Source organism: Phyllobacterium sp. LjRoot231 (assembly GCF_964253365.1).
Taxonomy (GTDB): domain Bacteria; phylum Pseudomonadota; class Alphaproteobacteria; order Rhizobiales; family Rhizobiaceae; genus Phyllobacterium.
In genome coordinates, this window is the sequence record NZ_CAXUQT020000001.1 from 891,111 (window position 1) to 910,560 (window position 19,450).

17 protein-coding genes are annotated in these 19,450 nt (G+C 57.3%); 11 read left to right on the forward strand and 6 right to left on the reverse strand.

Annotated features, from left to right (window positions below):
- Window positions 1-6: 6 nt before the first annotated feature.
- From mtaB to ACSQ3H_RS04275, 3 genes are all read right to left on the reverse strand, one after another.
- Window positions 7-1,281, reverse strand: coding sequence for a tRNA (N(6)-L-threonylcarbamoyladenosine(37)-C(2))-methylthiotransferase MtaB (mtaB, locus tag ACSQ3H_RS04265; RefSeq protein ID WP_436115893.1), 1,275 nt, complete (start codon window positions 1,279-1,281; stop codon window positions 7-9).
- Window positions 1,281-2,171: a diaminopimelate epimerase gene (gene dapF, locus ACSQ3H_RS04270; protein WP_436115894.1), complete on the reverse strand. Its 891-nt coding sequence runs from the start codon at window positions 2,169-2,171 to the stop codon at window positions 1,281-1,283. Before dapF ends, mtaB begins: the two co-directional genes overlap by 1 nt.
- 131 nt (window positions 2,172-2,302) lie before the next feature.
- Entirely contained in the window at window positions 2,303-3,109 is an 807-nt protein-coding gene (locus ACSQ3H_RS04275) for a siderophore-interacting protein (RefSeq protein WP_436115895.1), read from the reverse strand.
- A gap of 333 nt (window positions 3,110-3,442) precedes the next feature.
- Here ACSQ3H_RS04275 and ACSQ3H_RS04280 point away from each other — a divergent pair, with 333 nt between their 5' ends.
- The 9 genes from ACSQ3H_RS04280 (at window position 3,443) to lpdA (ending at window position 15,263) form a co-directional block, all read left to right on the forward strand.
- Window positions 3,443-3,979, forward strand: coding sequence for a protease inhibitor Inh/omp19 family protein (locus ACSQ3H_RS04280; protein WP_436115896.1), 537 nt, complete (start codon window positions 3,443-3,445; stop codon window positions 3,977-3,979).
- Window positions 3,980-4,025: 46 nt separating this feature from the next.
- Window positions 4,026-5,213, forward strand: coding sequence for a cell division protein ZapE (gene zapE, locus ACSQ3H_RS04285; protein WP_436115897.1), 1,188 nt, complete (start codon window positions 4,026-4,028; stop codon window positions 5,211-5,213).
- A gap of 301 nt (window positions 5,214-5,514) precedes the next feature.
- Window positions 5,515-6,477 (forward strand): malate dehydrogenase, encoded by a 963-nt coding sequence (mdh, locus tag ACSQ3H_RS04290; RefSeq protein WP_436115898.1) that lies wholly within the window; start codon window positions 5,515-5,517, stop codon window positions 6,475-6,477.
- A 72-nt stretch (window positions 6,478-6,549) separates the two neighbouring features.
- Window positions 6,550-7,746: an ADP-forming succinate--CoA ligase subunit beta gene (gene sucC, locus ACSQ3H_RS04295; RefSeq protein WP_436115899.1), complete on the forward strand. Its 1,197-nt coding sequence runs from the start codon at window positions 6,550-6,552 to the stop codon at window positions 7,744-7,746.
- Window positions 7,747-7,749: 3 nt separating this feature from the next.
- Window positions 7,750-8,664: a succinate--CoA ligase subunit alpha gene (gene sucD, locus ACSQ3H_RS04300; protein WP_436115900.1), complete on the forward strand. Its 915-nt coding sequence runs from the start codon at window positions 7,750-7,752 to the stop codon at window positions 8,662-8,664.
- Window positions 8,665-8,754: 90 nt separating this feature from the next.
- Window positions 8,755-11,772, forward strand: coding sequence for a 2-oxoglutarate dehydrogenase E1 component (locus tag ACSQ3H_RS04305; protein WP_436115901.1), 3,018 nt, complete (start codon window positions 8,755-8,757; stop codon window positions 11,770-11,772).
- A gap of 34 nt (window positions 11,773-11,806) precedes the next feature.
- The gene (odhB, locus tag ACSQ3H_RS04310) at window positions 11,807-13,099 is read left to right on the forward strand and encodes a 2-oxoglutarate dehydrogenase complex dihydrolipoyllysine-residue succinyltransferase (RefSeq protein WP_436115902.1); all 1,293 of its coding nucleotides are present in this window, start codon (window positions 11,807-11,809) and stop codon (window positions 13,097-13,099) included.
- Window positions 13,100-13,356: 257 nt separating this feature from the next.
- A complete protein-coding gene (locus tag ACSQ3H_RS04315; RefSeq protein ID WP_436115903.1) occupies window positions 13,357-13,821 on the forward strand; it encodes a hypothetical protein in 465 nt (154 codons plus the stop codon).
- The gene (lpdA, locus tag ACSQ3H_RS04320; protein WP_436115904.1) at window positions 13,803-15,263 is read left to right on the forward strand and encodes a dihydrolipoyl dehydrogenase; all 1,461 of its coding nucleotides are present in this window, start codon (window positions 13,803-13,805) and stop codon (window positions 15,261-15,263) included. The genes ACSQ3H_RS04315 and lpdA overlap by 19 nt, the downstream gene beginning before the upstream one ends.
- A 65-nt stretch (window positions 15,264-15,328) precedes the next feature.
- On the opposite strand, the gene ACSQ3H_RS04325 is transcribed toward lpdA, so the two are convergent.
- The 3 genes from ACSQ3H_RS04325 to ACSQ3H_RS04335 all read right to left on the reverse strand — a co-directional run bounded on the left by ACSQ3H_RS04325 (window position 15,329) and on the right by ACSQ3H_RS04335 (window position 17,898).
- The gene (locus ACSQ3H_RS04325; protein WP_436115905.1) at window positions 15,329-15,661 is read right to left on the reverse strand and encodes a hypothetical protein; all 333 of its coding nucleotides are present in this window, start codon (window positions 15,659-15,661) and stop codon (window positions 15,329-15,331) included.
- A 149-nt stretch (window positions 15,662-15,810) separates the two neighbouring features.
- Complete coding sequence (locus ACSQ3H_RS04330) at window positions 15,811-16,878, reverse strand: TraB/GumN family protein (RefSeq protein WP_436115906.1); 1,068 nt, start codon at window positions 16,876-16,878, stop codon at window positions 15,811-15,813.
- A gap of 63 nt (window positions 16,879-16,941) precedes the next feature.
- Window positions 16,942-17,898: a tyrosine recombinase XerC gene (locus tag ACSQ3H_RS04335; protein WP_436115907.1), complete on the reverse strand. Its 957-nt coding sequence runs from the start codon at window positions 17,896-17,898 to the stop codon at window positions 16,942-16,944.
- Between the two features lie 123 nt (window positions 17,899-18,021).
- Between ACSQ3H_RS04335 and rimM the strand changes: the two genes are divergently transcribed.
- Both rimM and trmD read left to right on the forward strand, forming a co-directional pair.
- The gene (gene rimM / locus ACSQ3H_RS04340) at window positions 18,022-18,603 is read left to right on the forward strand and encodes a ribosome maturation factor RimM (protein ID WP_436115908.1); all 582 of its coding nucleotides are present in this window, start codon (window positions 18,022-18,024) and stop codon (window positions 18,601-18,603) included.
- Complete coding sequence (trmD, locus tag ACSQ3H_RS04345) at window positions 18,600-19,310, forward strand: tRNA (guanosine(37)-N1)-methyltransferase TrmD (protein ID WP_436115909.1); 711 nt, start codon at window positions 18,600-18,602, stop codon at window positions 19,308-19,310. Before rimM ends, trmD begins: the two co-directional genes overlap by 4 nt.
- Window positions 19,311-19,450 lie beyond the last annotated feature (140 nt).

Consider the following 19,450-nt stretch of genomic DNA (forward strand, 5'->3'; position numbering starts at 1 on the left):
TTACGTTTATGCCGCGCGATCATTGGCCAACAGCTTGTCGCTGTCATGGCCGCTGATCGTGCGCTCGATGATATGGCCCGGCATACCGCCGTCAACGCCGACGAGAGTGAAACCCTCCGTCCGGCCAAGGCCTTCGCGTTCGATGAGAATTCTCTGCGTCGTGCCGACGAGGCGGCGCAGATGGTTGCGATAGGATGCATCGCCCGCTGCACGTAATCTTGCCGCGCGAGCCTTGACCACCTTGCGATCTACCTGCGGCATGCGCGCAGCGGGCGTGCCTTCGCGCGGGCTGAACGGAAAAACATGCAGATGTGTCAGGCCGCATTCCTCGACGATCCGGATCGAGTTTTCGAACATCTCGTCCGTTTCGGTTGGGAAACCGGCAATAATGTCCGCACCAAAGACGATATCAGGACGAATTCGGCGGACATTCTCGCAAAACTCGATGGAATTCTCACGCAAATGACGGCGCTTCATGCGCTTAAGGATCATATTGTCGCCGGACTGTAGCGACAGATGCAGATGCGGCATCATGCGCTTTTCAGTCGCCAATGCTTCCATCAAGTCTTCATCGGCTTCAATAGAGTCGATGGACGAGAGGCGCAGCCGCTGCAGATCCGGCACCTCCTTGAGGACAGTTTTGACCAACTTGCCGAGGCGAAGATTTCCAGGGAGGTCGGGTCCGTAGCTGGTCATGTCGACGCCGGTCAGTACCACCTCGTTATAGCCATTGCCAACGAGGCGCTTGACCTGTTCGACTACGCCACCCATCGGCACCGACCGGGAATTACCCCGGCCATAGGGAATGATGCAGAAGGTGCAGCGGTGATCACAGCCATTCTGTACTTGTACAAAGGCGCGGGCACGACCCTCGATAGCGTCGACCATATGCGATGCAGTTTCGCGCACCTCCATGATGTCGTTAACGCGCACCTTTTCGAACTGGTTGACACCGAAATCTGGCAGCATGCGATAGGAATTGGATTTCAGCTTCTCCTCGTTGCCGAGAACGAGATCGACTTCGTCCATGGCGGCAAATTCATCCGCGCCCGTCTGTGCGGCGCAACCGGTGACGATGATACGCGCTTCCGGGTTATCCCGGCGCGCCTTGCGGATGGCCTGCCGTGCTTGCCGTACTGCTTCGCTGGTGACAGCGCAGGTATTGAAGATGATCGCACCGTTTTCCAGCCCGCCGAGACCCGCCGCATCGGCCTCGCGCTTCATTACTTCCGACTCGTACGTGTTGAGCCGGCAGCCGAAAGTGACGACGTCAACAGCCATCAGGCGGCTCCCTGCGATGGCGTTTCGTCACGTTGCCACGCACCGGTCTGCGGATCGAGCAAGCCTGAAAACTCCCACTCGGCAGGCCCGGTCATCATCACGTGATCGTTTTCGAGCCATTCGATCAAAAGCGGACCGCCAGGAACGGTTACCGTCACAGTACGATCCGTACGTCCAGTACGAGCTGCCGAAACGGCGGCTGCACAGGCGGCGGAGCCGCATGCGCGGGTCAAACCCGCCCCGCGTTCCCAGGTACGCAAGGTGATAGCGTGACGGCTGGTCACATGGGCGATGGAGATGTTGGCGCGTTCCGGAAAGATAGGATGGTTTTCGAGCAGCGGGCCAAACCGCTCCAGCTCGTAAGTCCAGACATCCTGATCGACCCAGAAGATCGCATGTGGATTGCCCATGCTGACAACCGATGGCGAATGCAGGACCGGCGCATCGATGGGACCGATCTGCAGTTCGATCCTGCGCGTGTCGTGAAATGGTTCGGTAAGTGGAATATCCTGCCAATCGAAGCGCGGCATGCCCATATCGACGGAAATCTGCCCGTCCGGGTGCTCGTGCGCCGTCAGGATTCCGGCGATCGTCTCGAACGCGAATTCGCGCTTGCCGGTTTCGGTGCTCAGCGCTTGCACCACGCAGCGCATGCCATTGCCGCAGGTCTGTGCCTGTGTTCCATCGGAATTGATAATCTCGATATAGGCTTCCGTGCCGCTGGTCTTCGGCGCGTGAATGGCCATGATCTGGTCGAACTTCGTTGCGGGATCATGGTCGAGCGCAATGGCTGCTTCCGGCGTAATCCGGTCCGCACGCCCGCGCATATCGGCAACGATGATTTCGTTGCCGAGCCCGTTCATCTTCGCAAATTGCGCGTGTGCTGCCATGCCTTCGCTAGCCTATAATTGCCGTCTTCTGTCGATAGAGGGCTTATATGGCGGAAAAGGGGAAGAAATGCCAGTGGCAGCGCGCATCAATGCTGCGCTCCAACGATACTGGCACTCTATCCAGCTGGCGTTTAGTGCGGCTCGTGCGCATCGGCGACGCCGCGCAGCCAATAACCGGCCGCTTTGACCCACTCGGTATTAAAACTGCGCTGGTCAACGAGATGATTGCGTACGGCCTTTGAAATGCTGCTTTCAGCGGCGATGAAGGCGTAACAGTCACCCTCGGGCAGGTCGAGCTGCTCGATCCTGCGCAATAGTAGCTCATTATTGCCGGCTTCCGCGCCATTGCGATGTACCCAGATGATTTCTGCTCCGGCCTCGGTTTCGAGCGACTGCTCTTCTTCCCTGCTGGCGACCTCGATCAAAGCAATAGCACGCGTGGAGGAGGGTAGTTCTTCCAGGCGACGGCTGATCGCAGGTAAGGCTGTCTCGTCACCGGCGAGCAAATACCAGTCGAAAGCATCGGGGATGATCATCGAGCCGCGCGGGCCGCCGATCACGATCTTTTGTCCAACTTTCGCCTGTGCCGCCCAGCTTGAGGCAGGGCCGTCGCCATGCAAAACGAAATCAACGTCGAGAGTATTGGTCTCAGGGTGAAAGGCGCGGGGCGTGTAATCGCGCATTTCCGGGCGGGGCTTATCCGATGGGAAGGCAAGGCCATCAGGCCCTGGCACCGGCATAACGGGTTCGCTGCCGGCAGAGGGGAAGAATATCTTGATATGATCTGCGTAGCCGGGGCTGCTGAAGCCCGCAAGCTGATCGCCTGCAAGGGTCACGCGCAGCATCAACGGGGTGATATGTTTGACGGCCCGGACCTCAACGAGGCGGAGGCGGGTTTCGTGGCGGATTCTTTTGGGAGATTTATTTATGAGTGTCATAGTCAGGAAATATCTTACGATGCGGGTAAGTTCAACGGGTTCCGCTACACATTTCCGTCATAGCCTGATGCAATACATAAGACTTTATTCACTTTGAAATGATTGAATTGGTTAATGCCGCCGGTTTGATTGATCACGGGCAGCTTTGGAGAGTGTGGCGATATTGTCAGTTCCACCATTTTTTGATGGTTTTGACGCGCAACCCGGCCCGAAAAACATCGGTTTTTCCGGAGTGCGGGTTGAAATTTCGCCAGGATCACCATTGTATCATGGTCACGAGCGCTAAATGGAATCGCATTCTGAATTCAAATGCGCAGATGGAGAATTGAAGTTATGGGGACTTTGAAAGTCAATTTGCTGGCCGTTGCCGCGGTCGGCATGGTGCTGGCGGGATGCCAGAGTTCGCGAATGGACCCCGTCTCGTCCGCGCCCGCTCCGCTTCAGGCGGCGCCATCTGGTGCTGTAAGCCAGAGCCAGTTGCCACCTCCGGGCGGCTCCAACCAATTTCCGACTGCTCCAACCACCGCGACCAATACGCCAGGTACACAGGGCAATACGCAGGTTGCCGCCTTGCCGCCGGAAAATGCTCCCGACCTCACTGCCAGCAATGTAGCCGGTGTGTGGAACGCCTCGATGGGCGGGCAGAGCTGCAAGATCGCTACGCCACAGACCAAGTTCGGTCAGGGCTATCGGGCTGGTCCGCTCCGCTGCCCAGGCGAGCTTGCCAACCTCTCTTCGTGGGCTGTGAGCGGCAAGCAGCTCACGCTTTATGATGCAGCTGGTGGTACGGTGGCGCGGCTCTATTCGTCGGGTCAGTCGAAATTCGACGGTCAGACATCGGGCGGGCAGAACCTCAGCCTGTCGCGTTAGCTAAACTTGGAGCGCGCCACAGGCGCGCCCGGAGACTGCATTTCGCATGTCGCATGATAATCTGAAGATATTTCCCTCCGTACGCGAGCGCTATGATTCGCTCGTGCAGGCTGGAGATTTGGATGCCGATCCCTCGCAACAGCGTCTTGCAGACCGTTTTGATCGCCTGATCCACGACCTTGCAACAAAGCGACTTGCAATAAAATCCAGCGCGCTGGGTTGGCTGTTCAGCCGAAAGGCACCGCGGCACGAAATCGTCAAGGGTCTCTACATCCACGGAGAAGTCGGACGCGGCAAGACGATGCTGATGGACATGTTCCACCAGCTCGTGCCGGTCAAACGCAAACGCCGGGCGCACTTCATCGATTTCATGGCGGATGTGCACGAACGCATCAACGCCCATCGCCAGGCTTTGAAAAAGGGCGAGACGAAACAGGAAGATCCTATCCCGCCTGTCGCCGATGCCTTGGCGGAGCAAGCCTGGGTTCTGTGTTTCGATGAATTCACGGTGGCCGATATTGCCGATGCCATGATCCTGTCGCGGCTGTTTCGCGCGCTCTTCGAACGCGGCGTGGTGCTCGTCGCCACATCGAACGTTGCACCGGACAATCTTTATCGCGACGGTCTCAACCGCCAGCTTTTCCTGCCGTTCATTGATCTTATGAAAACCCACGTGGACGTCATCAACCTCGATGCCCGTACAGACTATCGGCTCGAAAAGTTGAACCACATGCCGGTCTATCTTTCGCCGTTGAACGACGAAACGAACCGGCTGATGGACGACGCCTGGCATGCGGCAACCGATGGCGCGACTATCGCGCAAGATAGCGTCAAGGTCAAAGGCCGCACGGTCATCATTCCCCAGGCAGCGCGGCACGTAGCGCGTTTTACCTTTGCCGATCTTTGCTCGAAGCCGCTCGGGGCAGCAGACTATACCGCAATCATCCGGCACTATCAGACAATCTTCATCGACGCAGTGCCGGTGCTCGATCAACCGAGACGCAATGAAGCCAAGCGATTCATCATCTTGATCGACCTTCTCTATGATTACCATGTGCACGTGGTGATTTCGGCTGCCGCCTCGCCAGACAAACTTTATATAGCTAAAAAAGGGACCGAGGCCTTTGAATTCGGTCGCACGGCATCGCGTTTGTTTGAGATGCAGAGCGAAGACTATCTTGCGGCGGCAGGCAGGGATGAGCCACCTAGGGAAACACGATCTGCAGAGATTTGACCCCATCAATTGAGCGTGATGCGGCTCGTCATTCTTTCATCATTTTGATACGTTGCCTGTGTTAAAAATGACCGGCTTCGACTTTGGTAGGATGATTTGTGTTGACGTTTACGTAAATCCCATCAATTCTAACCGATTGAATTTATTGAGGTGAAAATTTTCGGTTGAGTTATTTTTGAAAGAGGAATATTCGAACGTCCCAGCGCAAAGACATGTGGTAAAAGGTTGCCCTTGGGCTGCCTGAATATCGCGATGTGTCCTTTGGCGTCCGTCAAGACTTCAGATCAGGGAAGTAACCAGCATGGCACGTAATAAAATCGCCCTCATCGGTTCAGGCATGATCGGTGGAACGCTTGCACATCTGATCGGGCTCAAGGAGCTCGGTGATATCGTGCTTTTCGACATCGCAGAAGGCATACCGCAGGGCAAGGGACTGGACATCGCCCAGTCGTCGCCAGTTGACGATTTCGACGCCAATCTTGTCGGCGCCAATGACTATTCGGCAATCGAAGGTGCGGATGTGGTGATCGTCACCGCCGGCGTGCCGCGCAAGCCGGGCATGAGCCGCGACGATCTCCTCGGCATCAACCTCAAGGTCATGGAACAGGTCGGCGCGGGCATCAAGAAGTACTCCCCCGGTGCTTTCGTGATCTGCATCACCAATCCGCTCGATGCGATGGTCTGGGCGCTGCAGAAGTTCTCTGGTCTGCCGAAGAACATGGTCGTCGGCATGGCCGGTATTCTGGACAGCGCGCGCTTTCGCTATTTCCTCGCTGACGAGTTCAAGGTTTCGGTTGAAGACGTCACCGCCTTCGTTCTCGGCGGGCACGGCGACAGCATGGTGCCGCTCGCGCGTTATTCGACCGTTGCCGGTATCCCTCTGCCGGACCTGGTCAAGATGGGCTGGACCAGCCAGGAAAAGCTCGATCAGATCATCCAGCGCACCCGTGATGGCGGCGCTGAGATCGTCGGCTTGCTGAAAACCGGTTCCGCTTTCTACGCGCCTGCATCTTCCGCGATCCAGATGGCCGAAGCGTTCCTCAAGGACAAGAAGCGGGTTTTGCCGGTCGCGGCTCATCTTTCCGGCCAGTATGGCGTCAAGGACATGTATGTCGGCGTCCCCGTCGTGATCGGCGCTGGCGGTGTCGAACGCGTTATCGAAATCGATCTCAACAAGACCGAACAGAAACAGTTCGAAGCTTCGGTCGCTTCCGTTGCCGGTCTTTGTGAGGCTTGCATCAATATCGCACCGAACCTCAAGTAATCTCGCCTCGAACCCATTCTGAAACGATCCTGCGCTTGTCGCGTCCGGATTATTCGTAGAGGAAAATACCATATGAACATTCACGAATATCAGGCCAAGCGGCTGCTGCACTCGTTCGGTGCACCGATCGCCAATGGCGTCGCCGTCTACTCCGTCGAACAGGCGGAAGAATGGGCGAAGACGCTACCCGGACCGCTCTATGTGGTGAAGAGCCAGATACATGCGGGTGGGCGAGGCAAGGGCAAGTTCAAGGAACTCGGCCCTGATGCGAAGGGCGGCGTCCGCCTTTCGCGGTCGGTCGAGGAAGTCGTTGCCAATGCGAAGGAAATGCTCGGCAATACGCTCGTTACCAACCAGACAGGTCCGGCCGGCAAGCAGGTAAACCGCCTCTATATCGAAGATGGCGCCGACATCGAGCGCGAGCTTTATCTGTCGATCCTCGTCGATCGCGCGGTTGGCCGGCCGGCTTTCGTGGTTTCCACGGAAGGCGGCATGGATATCGAAGGTGTTGCCCATGATACGCCGGAAAAGATCATCACTGTTTCGATCGATCCGGAAAAAGGCGTGACCGCAGAAGATGCAGCGAAGATCAATGATGCTTATGGCCTGACCGGCCAAGCCAGGACGGACGGCGAGACGCTGTTCCCGATCCTCTACAAGGCCTTTACCGAAAAGGACATGAGCCTGCTCGAGGTGAACCCATTGATCGTCATGAAGGATGGCCGGCTGCGTGTTCTCGACGCCAAGGTATCTTTCGACGGCAATGCCCTGTTCCGCCACCCGGATGTGGTTGAACTCCGGGACACCTCCGAGGAGGACGCCAAGGAAATCGAAGCTTCGAAATATGACCTCGCTTATGTCGCGCTCGACGGCAATATCGGCTGCATGGTCAACGGTGCCGGCCTTGCCATGGCAACGATGGATATCATCAAGCTTTACGGTGCTGAGCCAGCGAACTTCCTTGATGTTGGCGGCGGCGCCAGCAAGGAGAAAGTAACGGCTGCGTTCAAGATCATCACTGCCGATCCTGCGGTCAAAGGCATCCTGATCAACATCTTCGGCGGTATCATGAAGTGCGATATCATTGCCGAAGGTGTCATCGCTGCGGTCAAGGAAGTTGGCCTCAAGGTTCCACTGGTCGTTCGCCTCGAAGGCACCAATGCCGAACTTGGCAAGAAAATCATCAATGAGAGCGGTCTCAATGTCGTTTCTGCAGATGATCTCGATGATGCTGCGCAGAAAATCGTCAAGGCTGTGAAGGGAAACTAAGGCATGTCTATTCTTGTCAACAAAGACACCAAGGTTCTCGTTCAGGGCCTCACCGGCAAGACCGGTACCTTCCACACCGAACAGGCCCTTGCCTATTACGGTACGAAGATGGTCGGCGGCATTCATCCAAAAAAGGGTGGCGAGACCTGGGAAGGCAATCTGCCGACGGGTTCGAGCGCGCAGCTGCCGATTTTCGCGACGGTTGCCGAAGGCAGGGATCGCACCGGTGCCAATGCGTCGGTGATATACGTTCCGCCGGCAGGCGCCGCTGAAGCCATCATCGAAGCGATCGACGCGGAAATCCCACTGATCATCTGTATCACCGAAGGCATTCCGGTCATGGACATGGTTCGGGTCAAGGCGCGCCTCGATCGCTCCGCATCGCGCCTGATCGGACCGAACTGCCCTGGCGTCCTGACGCCGGAGGAATGCAAGATCGGCATCATGCCGGGCAACATCTTCAAGAAGGGTTCGGTAGGTGTTGTATCCCGCTCCGGGACACTTACCTATGAAGCAGTGTTCCAGACGACGAATGAAGGCCTCGGCCAGACGACTGCTGTCGGTATCGGCGGCGATCCGGTGAAGGGCACGGAGTTCATCGATATCCTGGAAATGTTCCTTGCCGACGAAGCGACCAAATCAATCATCATGATCGGTGAAATCGGTGGCTCGGCCGAAGAAGATGCAGCGCAGTTCATCGCCGACGAAGCAAAGCGTGGCCGCAAGAAGCCGATGGCTGGTTTCATCGCCGGACGTACGGCCCCTCCCGGACGCACGATGGGTCATGCCGGCGCGGTTATCTCCGGCGGCAAGGGCGGCGCGGAAGACAAGATCGCAGCGATGGAAGCCGCGGGTATCCGCGTTTCGCCGTCGCCTGCGCAGCTTGGCAAGACATTGGTCGACGTCCTCAAGGGCTGAGACCGTAGTTGAAGCAAGAATGAATCGGGGCGGTTGTCGCCCCGATCAAACCACCATCAAAGGAGACGGAGCGCGGCTCCGGTCACGAACATGGCACGTCAAGAACAGGCCAACGATCTTTTTGCTCTCACCTCGTTTCTCTATGGCGGCAATGCCCACTATATCGAGGAACTGCACGCGAGTTATGAGAAAGACCCGGCATCGGTGGATGCCGAATGGCAGGAATTCTTCGCCAACCTCAATGACAGCAAGGCTGATGTGATAGCCAATGCCAAAGGCGCCTCCTGGGAGAAGCCGAACTGGCCGATCGCCGGCAATGGCGAACTCGTCTCGGCGCTGGACGGCAATTGGGGCGAAGTCGAAAAACACATCACCGACAAGCTGAAGGCCAAGGGCGCTAATGGCGCCGCCGCAACAAATGGCGTTACCGCTCCTCTGGCACCGTCGTCGGATTCGGAAATCATTCACGCCGCCCGCGATTCCGTGCGCGCGATCATGATGATTCGTGCCTATCGGATGCGCGGTCATCTGCACGCCAAGCTTGACCCGCTCGGCCTTGCTGAAGTCAAGGAAGACTATAATGAACTGTCGCCGGAGAGCTACGGCTTCTCGCCGGCAGACTACGATCGCAAGATCTTCATCGACAATGTGCTGGGTCTCGAATATGCGACGATCCCGCAGATGCTCGACATCCTTCAGCGCACATACTGTTCGACCATCGGCGTCGAGTTCATGCATATTTCAGACCCGGTGGAAAAAGCCTGGATTCAGGAACGCATCGAGGGTCCGGACAAGGGCGTTGCTTTCACAGCGGAAGGCAAGAAGGCCATTCTGTCGAAGCTGATCGAGGCTGAAGGCTTCGAGCAGTTCATCGACGTCAAGTACAAGGGCACAAAGCGTTTCGGTCTTGATGGTGCCGAGTCGCTCATTCCGGCGCTGGAACAGATCGTCAAGCGTGGCGGTTCCATGGGCCTTAAGGAAATCGTTCTCGGCATGGCGCATCGCGGCCGTCTCAACGTGCTCAGCCAGTTCATGCGCAAGCCGCACCGCGCGATTTTCCATGAGTTCAAGGGCGGTTCCTATACGCCGGACGATGTCGAAGGTTCCGGTGACGTGAAGTATCACCTTGGTGCCTCGTCGGACCGCGAGTTCGACGGCAATAAAGTTCACCTGTCGCTGACGGCCAATCCGTCTCATCTTGAGATCGTCAATCCGGTAGTGATGGGCAAGGCGCGTGCCAAGCAGGATCTCCTGGCTGGCCGCGACCGTGACGAAATTGTGCCGCTGTCCGAGCGTGCAAAGATCATGCCGCTGCTTTTGCATGGCGATGCAGCCTTCGCCGGACAGGGCGTGGTTGCGGAATGTTTCGGCTTATCAGGTCTGCGTGGCCACCGCGTCGCCGGCACCGTGCATTTCATCATCAACAACCAGATCGGTTTCACCACCAATCCGCGGTTCTCGCGTTCCTCGCCCTATCCGTCCGATGTGGCCAAGATGATCGAAGCGCCGATCTTCCACGTTAATGGCGACGATCCGGAAGCCGTGGTGTATGTGTCGAAGATCGCTACCGAATATCGCATGACGTTCCACAAGCCGGTCGTCATCGACATGTTCTGCTATCGCCGGTTTGGCCACAATGAAGGTGACGAACCAGCATTCACACAGCCGTTGATGTACAAGACCATTCGCAGTCAGAAAACGACGGTCCAGCTCTATTCCGCCAAACTGATCGAGCAAGGCCTCATCACCGAGGCCGACGCCGACAAGATGCGTGCCGCATGGCGCGAAAATCTCGAACAGGAATTCGAGGCAGGTCAGTCCTACAAGCCGAACAAAGCTGACTGGCTTGACGGTGCCTGGAGCGGTTTGCGCACGGCGGACAATGCCGACGAACAGCGTCGCGGCAAGACCGGACTGCCGGTGAAGACCTTGAAAGAGATGGGCAAGAAGCTCGCCGAAGTTCCGGCTGGTCTCAATGTTCATCGGACCATCCAGCGCTTCCAGGACAACCGCGCCAAGATGATCGAGACTGGCGAAGGCTTTGACTGGGCGACTGCGGAAGCCCTGGCGTTTGGCTCGCTCGTCACAGAAGGTCATCCGGTCCGCCTGTCGGGTCAGGATGTCGAGCGCGGCACATTCAGCCAGCGTCATTCGGTGCTCTATGATCAGGATACAGAGCAACGCTATATCCCTCTCAACAATCTGCAGAAAGGCCAGGCGATCTACGAAGTCATCAATTCGATGCTTTCGGAAGAGGCTGTGCTCGGTTTCGAATATGGCTATTCGCTGTCCGACCCGCGTGCCCTGACCCTATGGGAAGCGCAGTTCGGCGATTTCGCCAACGGCGCCCAGGTCATCTTCGATCAGTTCATCTCCTCGGGTGAGCGTAAATGGCTGCGCATGTCGGGCCTTGTCTGCCTTCTGCCGCATGGCTATGAAGGCCAGGGGCCGGAACATTCCTCAGCCCGGCTCGAGCGCTATCTACAGCTTTGCGCGGAAGACAATATGCAGGTGGCAAATTGCACGACGCCGGCTAACTACTTCCACATCCTGCGCCGTCAGATGAAGCGCGACTTCCGCAAGCCGCTGATCCTGATGACACCGAAGTCTCTGCTGCGCCACAAGCGTGCCGTTTCTTCGATCGGCGATTTTACGGGCGATTCATCGTTCCACCGCCTGTTATGGGACGATGCTCAACTCCTGAAGGATCAGGCGATCAAGCTGCAGAAGGATTCGAAGATCCGCCGCGTGGTCCTCTGCTCCGGCAAGGTCTACTACGACCTTTACGAAGAGCGCGAAAAGCGTGGTATCGACGATGTCTATCTCCTGCGCGTCGAGCAGCTCTATCCGTTCCCGGCAAAGGCCCTGATCACTGAACTCTCCCGCTTCCGCAATGCGGAAATGGTCTGGTGTCAGGAAGAGCCCAAAAATATGGGCGCCTGGGCCTTTATCGATCCCTATCTGGAATGGGTCCTCGCACATATCGACGCCAAGCATCAGCGCGTCCGTTACACCGGACGTCCTGCCGCCGCATCGACCGCAACGGGCCTGATGTCCAAACACCTTGCACAGCTTGAAGCATTCCTTGAAGATGCTTTGGGTTCGTAATTGAACATTAGACGATCAACGGAAGAACGAGAACATGGCAACCGAAATCCGCGTCCCAACGCTGGGCGAATCCGTTTCCGAAGCGACAATTGGCAAATGGTTCAAAAATGTCGGCGATGCGATTGCCGTTGACGAACCTTTGGTTGAACTCGAAACCGACAAGGTGACGATCGAGGTGCCGGCATCTTCTGCGGGCTCGCTCGCCGAGATCACCGCAAAGGAAGGCGATACGGTCGAGGTTGGCGCCTTGCTCGGCATGATCGGTTCGGCCGATGGCACAGCGACAGCTCCCGCCAAGAAGGCGGAGGCAAAGCCGGAAGCTACTGCGCAGGCCACCGGTCCCGCTGCTGCAGCTTCGACCGCCGAAGCGTCGACAAAGACTGCTGAAGTCGCCGGTGAGCCGGCTATCATCGAACGCAAACCAAGCGAGATGCCGGCTTCGCCCGCTGCGTCCAAGATATTGGCCGAAAAGGGCGTCTCTGCCTCACAGGTCGAAGGTTCGGGCAAACGTGGACAGGTTCTGAAGGGTGATGTGCTTGACGCAGTTGCCAAGGGCATTACTGCGCCCGCTGCAACGGAAGCACCAAAGCCTGTTGTGGCTCGTCCTGCGTCGCCTGTCGATGACGCATCGCGCGAAGAGCGGGTGAAGATGACACGACTGCGTCAGACGATTGCGCGCCGTCTGAAGGATGCGCAGAACTCAGCCGCCATGCTGACCACCTATAATGAGGTGGACATGTCGGCTGTCATGGATCTGCGCAACCGCTACAAGGAAATCTTCGAGAAGAAGCATGGCGTCAAACTTGGCTTCATGGGCTTTTTCACCAAGGCCGTAACGCACGCGCTGAAGGAAGTTCCATCGGTTAATGCCGAAATCGACGGCACCGACATCATCTACAAGAACTTCGCTCATGTCGGCGTCGCTGTCGGCACGGATAGGGGCCTTGTCGTTCCCGTCGTCCGCAACGCCGACGCGATGTCAATTGCCGAAATCGAAAAGGAAATCAGCCGCCTTGGCAAAGCTGCGCGCGATGGCGCCTTATCCATGGCCGACATGCAGGGGGGTACGTTCACCATCTCCAATGGCGGTGTCTACGGTTCTCTGATGTCCTCGCCGATTCTCAATGCACCGCAGTCCGGCATTCTTGGCATGCACAAGATCCAGGATCGCCCGGTTGTCGTTGGTGGACAGATTGTCATTCGCCCGATGATGTATCTGGCGCTGAGCTATGATCATCGCCTCGTCGATGGCAAAGAAGCGGTGACCTTCCTCGTCCGCGTCAAGGAAAGCCTCGAGGATCCGGAACGCCTCGTCCTTGATCTATAGGGCCAGCACCTCATGGCGCGTGGTTCGACAGGCTCACCATGAGGGATGTAGGTTGATTGCAGGAGCCAGGAATTGTCACGCTACTACAGTGGCAACTATCATTGCAGGCCACTAAATTCCCTCATGGTGAGCTTGTCGAACCACGCACAATGGTTATGCCGATTGCAATAAACGAGTGAGCCGAATATTTGATAAATTCGCCCAGCCTTTCTTGCACAGCACCTGTCATTGCCGCTTTCGTGGCAATGAGCACAATTTTGACTGTACCCGCTTTTGCCGCCTGTACGCAGGATCGTGCCGTCTATGCGGATAGGGATGACGCTTATACCCTGACCTTCAGACATGTTCCCGAAGATCAGCCGGTGATGACATCGAATGAATTCTCTATCGAGATGAACGACAGCGATCTGAAACTCGATGGTGTGGTCATGTGGAGTGAGGGCGTTGCAAGGCCCAACGGCATCATCATGTACAAGTGCCCGAGTGGCGATGTTACTGGCGACGAACTGCAGGCATGCACCGTGTGGCGCGGTGTTATCTATTCCTTGACCGAGGGAGCCGACGCCGACCTCCTGCCGAAAGCCAAGGAACCAGCAGCGCAGGCTTTGCTGCTGCCGGATTTTTCCAGATCCATGAGCAGCTTCAATTTCAAACTTGAAAAACCCATCGAGACTTTTCCCTGGGAAGTCTTCCGCTTTAAAGAATGCGTGCCCGAACAATAATTTATTGGGTAACGTCGCAAGAGAAGGAATCAATCATGGCATATGATGTCGTCGTCATCGGAACAGGTCCCGGTGGCTATGTGTGCGCGATCAAGGCCGCGCAGCTTGGCCTCAAGACTGCGGTGATCGAGAAGCGCGCTACTTTTGGCGGAACGTGCCTGAATATCGGCTGCATTCCGTCAAAGGCGATGCTGCATGCTTCGGAAGTGTTCCATGAGGCCGGCCATTCCCATGCCACGCTCGGTGTCGATGTTGGTACGCCCAAACTTAATCTTCCGGCAATGCTCGCCCATAAGGATGCGACGGTCGAAGCCAACGTCAATGGTGTCGCCTTCCTGTTCAAAAAGAACAAGATCGATACGTTCATGGGCACGGGCAAGGTTCTGGCCGCGGGTAAGGTTTCCGTGACCGCCGAAGATGGCACCGTTCAGGAAATCGAAACGAAGAACGTCGTCATCGCCACCGGTTCGGATGTTGCTGGCATTCCCGGCGTCGATGTCGAGTTCGACGAGAAGGTCATCATATCGTCGACCGGCGCGCTGGAACTTGAAAAAGTGCCGGAACACCTCGTCGTTGTCGGCGGTGGTGTCATCGGGCTTGAGCTCGGTTCGGTCTGGGGCCGCCTCGGTTCGAGGGTGACCGTCGTGGAATATCTCGACAAGATTCTTGGACCAATGGACGGCGAAGTTTCCAGGCAAGTCCAGCGCATGCTGGAAAAGCAAGGCATCGTGTTCAAGATGGGCGCCAAGGTTACGGACGTCGAAAAATCCGGCAAGAGCGCCAAGGTCACGTTTGAACCGGTCAAGGGCGGCGAAGCGCAGGCGATCGAGGCCGATGTGGTGCTAATCTCCACGGGCCGCAGGCCCTATACGGACGGCGCGGGACTAAAGGAAGCTGGTGTTGCGGTGGATGATCGCGGCCGTGTCGCCATCGATGATCATTGGCAGACCAATATCCCCGGAATTTACGCGATCGGCGACGTCGTCGAGGGCGCCATGCTCGCGCACAAGGCCGAAGACGAGGGTATTGCCGTTGCCGAAATCCTTGCCGGACAGGTCGGTCATGTCAATTATGATGCGATTCCGAGCGTTGTCTATACGCAGCCGGAAGTGGCTTCTGTCGGAAAGACCGAGGAAGAGCTGAAAGCGGCCGGTATCGACTACAAAGCCGGCAAATTTCCGTTCACTGCCAATGGCCGTGCTCGCGCCATGCTGCACACGGACGGCTTCGTCAAAATCCTGGCAGACAAGGCCAGCGACCGTGTACTCGGTGTCCATATCGTCGGTTACGGCGCCGGTGAAATGATTCACGAAGCAACTGTGCTCATGGAATTCGGCGGTTCTTCAGAAGATCTGGCGCGCACGACGCACGCCCACCCGACCATGTCGGAAGCCGTGCGCGAGGCCGCGCTGGCGACTTTCTTCAAGCCAATCCACATGTAATTTCCTTGAAAACCCTAGCAAAAAGGCCCGGAAAATCCGGGCCTTTTTTGTATTCTCCTCGCTAGTTATTGAGCGGGAGCTGGAGCCGGGGCCGGCGTAGCTGGTGCCGGAGCAGGTTCGGCAGGAGCCGGAGCTGTCGGCGCAGGTGCAGTCGCTGCTGGCGGCTCAGGTGTGGCCGGTGCTGGCGCCGTGTCAGTCGTAGCGGGCGGTGTCGGAGCGGTGGGGCTCATACCAGTGTCGCTACGGTTGAGGAAGTAATAGCCGCCGATAACCAATGCGGCAATAATAATACCGGCGATCAGGAAACCACTGCCACTACCGCTCTTGACGATGGTTGATCTCGGATTGTTTGGATCGGATTCCATCGGTCGCTGTTGCAGGTTTGGATCGTATGTCATTTCGTGTCCTCCATGACTTTTCAGCACCATTCCGAAGAGAACAACGACTATCTGTCCAGAAAGTTCCGGAATTGTCAGATCATGGACGGGGGATGCTCTTGGATCAATGCCGGATATATGCCGGTTTAAGGCGTCAATACTTGGTAAAATTACTGCTCAGCGGTGATTGTATAGCCTCTGCTTTTCAGCAGGGAAACAAGACCTTGCTCGCCGGGCAGGTGCAGTGCGCCGACCGCGATGAAGGCGTTGCCCTTGTCGATGATCGGCACGGCGCGTTCCGCCATGGTCCGGTTGCGGGCGTTAACCATTTTTTCCTCGAACTCAGCATAATTCCCGCCGCTGGAGCCATCCGGCGAGACCGAGCGCATTAGAGGGAAGATCATACCGATATCGCCCTGCGTATAAAGCACGGTCATAGTCTCGAAAACATCCGGCAATTTCGGCCCCAGGGTCAGCGTTTCGATCAATCCGTCGATGTGAAACTGTGCCGGCAGCGACGTCATGGCGCCGAGTTGATCCTTGATGGTCTCAAGCCCGGCGACCCGCTTGCCTTGCGCCTTTGCGTCTTCGGCCAGCTTGATATCGAGAAAGGCAGCGCCTTCCTTTTTGCGGGCAAACTCGCAGGCCGGCATGGCGAGCATGCTGGTCAGCATCCACGGCTGCATGCGATTGACGGCGGCGAGCGAGATACCACGCTCTGAAAGCGCAGTTTCGACAGTATCGAGCTTGTCCCTGGGAATGAGCTTGTCCAGCGTCGTACCGTCCACGAGCATCATCAGTTCCGGTGTTTCGGCCATGACTTTGATCGGCGCTTTCGGGTCCAGCACTTCGTCGGTTTCGATTACGATCGTGTCGGCACCCTGATAGGCCGTCTCGGCTGCATCGGAAAGCTTGAGAACGCGCGGATCGGTCAGATGCATGGTGCCGTAGAGAAAGGATGGTTTTACGCCGGGCTTCTCGATCTTCCACAGCAACCCCTTGCCGTTTACGGTGTCCGCGGCCTCCTTGCGCAAAGCATCAAGCTTTGCTGGATCAGTCTTTGTCATCTCCGCGAGCAAATCACGACCGACGCAGGTGATCTCTTCGGCCCTGGCGCGCGTCGCGCCGAAGGCCACCACGAAGAGTGAAGCCAGCAGCAGCCAGCTCAGCACCAGGCACAATCGCAGGAGGCGATCTGCGGTACGATCAAGTGAAGTGAGATTATCCGTGTCGTTCATGCCTGGTATCTATCCGTAAGCTTGCGGAGAAAGCGTTAAACTCGGCCGGTAAATTGTTCGTATTCAGGCGCGAGGATGGGCTTTGGCGTAAATTTCCATCAATCGTTCCGTATCGACGCCCGTATAGACCTGTGTCGTCGACAGGCTGGCGTGACCGAGCAATTCCTGAATGGTGCGCAGGTCACCACCGCGTCCCAGCAAATGCGTGGCAAACGAATGGCGCAAGGCATGCGGTGTCGCCGTATCCGGCAGACCAAGCGCGCCGCGCATTTTCTGCATATCGCGCTGGATGATTGCCGAATGCAGTTCGCCGCCGCGCGCGCCACGAAACAGCGGCTTGCCCTCTTCAAGGTCGTACGGGCAAAGCGCGCGATATTCAGCAACGGCCCGGTGCACGACCGGCAGCAACGGCACCATGCGGGTTTTTCCGCCCTTGCCGGTAATCAGGATCGAGCGCGCGTCCGGATCAGTCAGCGCACTGCCATCCAGCCCCAGCGCCTCGGAAATGCGCAACCCACAACCGTAGAGCAGGGTGAGAACCGCAGCATTGCGCGCGGCGATCCATGGTTCCTCGTTGAGCTGTTCGCCCTTTTCGACCACACGCCGTGCGTCCACCATCGTCAGCGGCTTGGGCAGGGATTTCGGCTGGCGCGGGGCACGCATGGCGATCGAGGCCGCGGCGTTGGCCATGCCTTGTTTTTCGAGAAAGCGCAGGAGCGAGCGTATGCCGGCAAGCCCGCGGCCGAGCGTGCGTGCGCCAGCACCGTCATTGCGCCGCCGTGCCAGAAATGAACGAAGATCAGCGATCCGCAGCGTTGCCACATCTTTCAGTGCCGGAGGTTCACCCAGATGGCCCGTCAGAAACTGAAAGAACTGGCGTGTGTCGCGCTCATAGGCTTCCAATGTGTTCGCTGCCAGCCGCCGCGTATTCTTCAGCGATTTCATCCAATTTTCGCGTGCATCGATCAGATCCGGTCGAGCGGAGATGAGAAACTGCTCGGTTTGCGGTTGGACGCCCATGGCATCGCTCCTCAGGTTTTTATCCCCGGACAATGCCACAGGACTCCTTACAGAGTCGTTTCGTCTTGGTTTTGTTCGGCGTTTGCTCTAATTCGGGCTGAATGCGAAAAATTGGAAGAACTGATGGCGAAGTTGAACGACCCAGTACAGTTGGCAGTGATCGGCGCGGCGCATGGAACGCGGGGCGAGCTCAGGGTGAAAACCTTTACCGGCGATCCAATGGCACTGGCGGATTACGGTCCGCTGTATGATGTGACCGGCAGGCCTTTCGAAGTGCTTGATATCCGTCCGGCGAAGACGGTGGTCGTCGTGCGCTTTCGCGGCGTGAACGATCGCAATATGGCCGAGGCGCTCAACGGCACGACCCTGTTCATTGACAGGTCGCAACTGCCGCAGGATCTGGACGAGGACGAATATTATCATTCAGACCTGATCGGGCTTGAGGCCATCGATGCCGAAGGCAACAAGCACGGCAAGGTATCGGCGATGTTCGATTTCGGGGGTGGAGATCTGCTTGAGCTTACCATTCCGGGCAAGCGTCCCATGCTGATCCCGTTTACGATGCTGGCGGTGCCGCATGTGGACCTCAAAGCCGGTCATATTGTTATCGATCCCGCCGCGGCCGGCCTCATTCCCGATGAGAACGAAGACGAGGAACGGCGCCGGCAACTCGGCGGTGAAGACGGCGGGAAAAAGCAGCCATGACCACGACTGAGGGCGGGTTTCACGCCACTGTGCTGACGCTCTACCCGGAAATGTTTCCAGGGCCACTCGGGGTGTCACTTGCCGGAAAAGCCCTCCAGGACGGCGCGTGGTCACTTGAAACAGTGCAGATTCGCGATTTTGCCACGGACAGGCACCGCATGGTCGATGACACACCTGCTGGTGGTGGCGCGGGCATGGTCATGAAAGCTGACGTTTTGGCGCGGGCGGTGGATCATGTGGCGGACGGGCGCCCAAAACTGTACATGAGCCCGCGCGGCAAACCATTGAGTCAGGTGCGGGTGCGCGAACTCGCTGCCGGCCCGGGTGCGATTTTTCTTTGCGGACGTTTCGAAGGGGTGGACGAACGGCTGATCGAAGCGCGACAGTTCGAGGAAGTGTCAATTGGCGACTATATCCTGTCCGGCGGTGAAACCGCTGCAATCGTCGTCCTGGATGCGATCGTCCGGCTGTTGCCCGGCGTCATGGGCAATGCCCTGTCCGGCGAGACCGAAAGCTTCGAGACCGGCCTGCTTGAACATCCGCACTATACCAAACCACCGGAATGGGAAGGGCGGCGCATTCCGGATGTGCTCCTCTCCGGCAATCACGGCACTATCGATAAATGGCGGCGTGCAGAAGCGGAACGGTTGACCGAGGAGCGCCGGCCTGATCTTTGGCAAGCCTATAGAGCTTCATTAAAGAAATAAGCAGGCAAAAAGAATCGTCTCTGTAGGTGACAAACCGGCTTTTATGGTGTATCAGCCCGCCAACTCGGGAAATACCCGGTCCATTAATCAATGAATGGTGAATTCGCTCCTGCCTCGTCGGAGGCATAGAAATGCTGCCA